The organism is Pseudomonas defluvii, assembly GCF_001695625.1.
GTDB classification, from domain to species: domain Bacteria; phylum Pseudomonadota; class Gammaproteobacteria; order Pseudomonadales; family Pseudomonadaceae; genus Aquipseudomonas; species Aquipseudomonas defluvii.
On record NZ_MBPN01000222.1, the window covers coordinates 1 to 3,071 of the forward strand.

General features: G+C 53.8%; 3 protein-coding genes. 2 read left to right on the forward strand and 1 reads right to left on the reverse strand.

The window, feature by feature from the left end:
* Nucleotides 1-56: 56 nt before the first annotated feature.
* Complete coding sequence (locus EKA13_RS26610; RefSeq protein ID WP_176717493.1) at nt 57-683, reverse strand: hypothetical protein; 627 nt, start codon at nt 681-683, stop codon at nt 57-59.
* Between the two features lie 45 nt (nt 684-728).
* On the opposite strand from EKA13_RS26610, the gene EKA13_RS26615 reads away from it, so the two are divergent.
* Nucleotides 729-1,601 carry an HET-C-related protein gene (locus tag EKA13_RS26615; protein ID WP_016969431.1) on the forward strand — a complete coding sequence of 291 codons (873 nt, stop codon included), beginning with the start codon at nt 729-731 and terminating at the stop codon, nt 1,599-1,601.
* An 86-nt stretch (nt 1,602-1,687) separates the two neighbouring features.
* A complete protein-coding gene (locus EKA13_RS26620; RefSeq protein WP_176717494.1) occupies nt 1,688-2,734 on the forward strand; it encodes a M48 family metalloprotease in 1,047 nt (348 codons plus the stop codon).
* Nucleotides 2,735-3,071 lie beyond the last annotated feature (337 nt).

A 3,071-nucleotide genomic window follows, 5' to 3' on the forward strand; every position in this document is an offset into this window, starting at 1 on the left:
CCATTTGCTGTCATCCTTTCGAGGACGACAGCTTAAACTACCCCGTAGTCACTGTCTCAAAAGGTGGATCCACTATACTCAGCCGCGAACTCATCTGCTGCTTCTTCCCTAGCTTTAGCAAGAGCCGGCTCGGTGTTCAACTGCGAAAGACTGCCATTAGAGAACTCGGCACCTGTAGTATTTTTGCTCAGGTGGCCGACTTCATGAAGCAGCATAAACGTCAGCAGATGCTTTGATTCAAGCGTCATGCGCCCCGAACCTTTGGAGTGGGCGTTCAGCCATGCCTCGAATGCTGGTAGGTTTACGAAAACGCACGTGCAGTCTCGCGGGACCACCGCTGGCGTTGAGATAGCTCCAGCAGGCGACTTCACCAGGTAAACGGGTACTGACTGGGCATCGCCTTCATTCCACGTCCAGGAAGGAGTGAGTGTTGGACCATTAGCCTTGGTCATCAGGTTTGCAGACTTAATCGCAGATTCGAGAAGCGGCCGCTCAGCGTTGGTGTGCTGCAACCCGCGAAGGGCCACTGGATCATGATCTGCAGCTACCAACAGTATCGAATTACCAAGCATGCTGATCCCTGCGACAAACACGATAGCGTGAGATAAGCTTTTTCGGGTGTAGAAAGAGAGCAGTGTGCGTGAGCCATTCTGGTTTTTTAGTGTCAATTTCTCGATGTGCATGGTGCGGTCGCTCTAATCTCGGCACAGGTGACAAGGAGAGTAGGCATGGTGAGTCATACTGCATTGGTTGTTGCGGCCTTTTTGGTGTGTTGGCAACTGGCACACGCGGCAGAGGGAACGAAAGAAAGGCCAGAGCCCCCACCCGACACAGTGCCATCTCTTGAACAGGCGAACCCTCCAGTTTCATGCATCGGCTGCGACCAGCCATTCGATACAAGCACCCATAAGCAGGTGCTCGAGGGCTTGGCGAACAATCCTTACCTCGCCGAGCTACGCAAAGCCCTCTACCAGCAGGACATCATCCACCAGTTTGAATCCAAGGCACATTTTGACAACTGCGACTTTGATTCGGCGACTACTTACGTAACGAGCTTACTAGATGAGGCAAGCAGCTACGTCGAAAGAGCGCAGAAGGCCAAAGACGTGGGTGATCTGGCAAAAATGAAGGATGCTGCTGCCAGTGCGTTCTTTTCCATAGGACAAGCCCTGCATGCTGTGCAAGACTTCTATGCGCACACCAATTATGTCGAAATGCGGGCGCCGAAAGCCCGAAAGGTTACGGACATTGAAGTCATCGCTCCGTGGAAGCCTAAGGGGCGTGATCGTATTAAAGAGCTTCGCAAGGAAGGTCTCTACTCTGGATACGTTTTCTGGGGTGTGCCGCAGCTGTGTCCAGCTGACACAACGTCGCATGGCGATCTGGCGAAGGACACCGCTACCACTAAAAGCGGGGCGAAGAAACTTCCTAACCTTCAAAATATCAACCAGTACAAGGTGGCGGTGTTTTTGGCCAGGGAGGCTTCGTTGGGGCTTATGGAGGACGCCTTCAACAGGTGGCCGCTTTTGAAGCAACTCAATGGCAAGCATGTAGCGTTCGAGACGTTTGTAGACCGTCGTAGCATCGGCGAGACGCACTGAATATGGGCGTGAGTTGGAAGGTGCTCGTTGCCTGCGGACTGCTTTGCTCTCTCTCAGCCAACGCGCAGATGATTCCAGGTTGTCGGTTGGACAGTTCTTCGGCCGCATTGGTTGAACAGACCATTAACCGAGCTGCCCAGGCCTACCGGGAGCTCGGAAAGGCACTGCCTTTCGATACTGTCGTCGTGAACCCGCGGGCAGCGTTAATTGAGGGACGTACTCTAACTGCCTATATCGTTACCAATGCCAATTCAGATGGAATTGACGCTTATGGCTGTGCTACTCAAGCAGTCACGAAGGATGCCCCCTTAGACGAGCTGAGCGTACGTGGCGGCTGTCTGATTGTTGCTGCTGAGAGACTAGAGCTTCGTTGCTCTTCAAGTGCGGTGGCGCTGTTTGGAGATATCGGTGAAAAACTGGGTCGAGCCAATCCGGCGCTGCTGTATGTGCTCGCTCATGAGCTTGGCCATGTCTATCAACGGCAGGCTGGCGAGTACGAAGGTCGAGTCGCTCAACTCGAACTAGCTCAAGATCGCGAAGCCAAGCTTCAAGCACTGCAAGACTCATGCGACCCGGTCTCAACCAAAAGGGAGGAGGATGCTGATGCCTATGCCCTAGACGTAATGAAGCTACTGCTGCCAGAGCCGCCGTATCGGGAGCCGCTCTTCTCGCATCGTGGCTCGCTTCTGTGGAATGTTGATCAGCTCGTTCTGGCAGCCAACGCATGGCAGCAATCCTCGCTGGCGCAGGAATTCATTAGTCGCCCAGTGGTGCATGAGACCTTTGTGCCAACGGAGTTCCCTACGCCTGAGGCTACTGTCGAAGCGAAAGCCCGCAAGTTCGTTTGTGAAGTTATGACCGGGAAGTCTGGAACAATTTATCACCCTCTACAGTCAGCGACGCACCCTTCGCTCGATCAACGGATGGGACGTATTGCTGACGCAATGAGGCCAATCTCAGTCTCTTTGCCGAATGACACCAACAAGACTCAATTTGCGTCGGTCGCAAAGCTCCAAAGCGACCTAGGCCCAATCTTCAGCCAAATCTATCGGGAAACGGCGGTCTATATGGAGTCAATGCAGGCGGCTATTTGCACGGTGGTCAATTCGCCTGAACCCCCAGCCTGCGATTAGGAACGTGGGTTTCGAGTAGGCTATTCCTGCTTCAGTGCTTCCATCGTTTCGGGAGCGAGAGGACGTTCCAAGGCGACGTCATCTGCGGTGGAATTGCTGGTGCCCTCTAGCTCTACCCTGTCGCGACTCCTGTATCGATCCCTACTGATTTGGAACTACAAAAGACCCGGCAAAGCCGGGCCTAAATTTAGTGGAACGAGCCTACGACCGCTTAGCTTGTACATTCAGTCGATCGGAACCACCTTCAGCTACACGCTGGAAACCTGGGGTGCGATCGGAACCACCTTCAGCTACACGCTGGGAACCTGGGGTGCGATCGGAACCACCTTCAGCTACA

Excerpts from the sequence above, each read along its gene's own strand:
- EKA13_RS26610 (WP_176717493.1), bottom strand. The coding sequence starts at position 683 with ATGCACATCGAGAAATTGACACTAAAAAACCAGAATGGCTCACGCACA.
- EKA13_RS26615 (WP_016969431.1), top strand. The coding sequence starts at position 729 with ATGGTGAGTCATACTGCATTGGTTGTTGCGGCCTTTTTGGTGTGTTGG.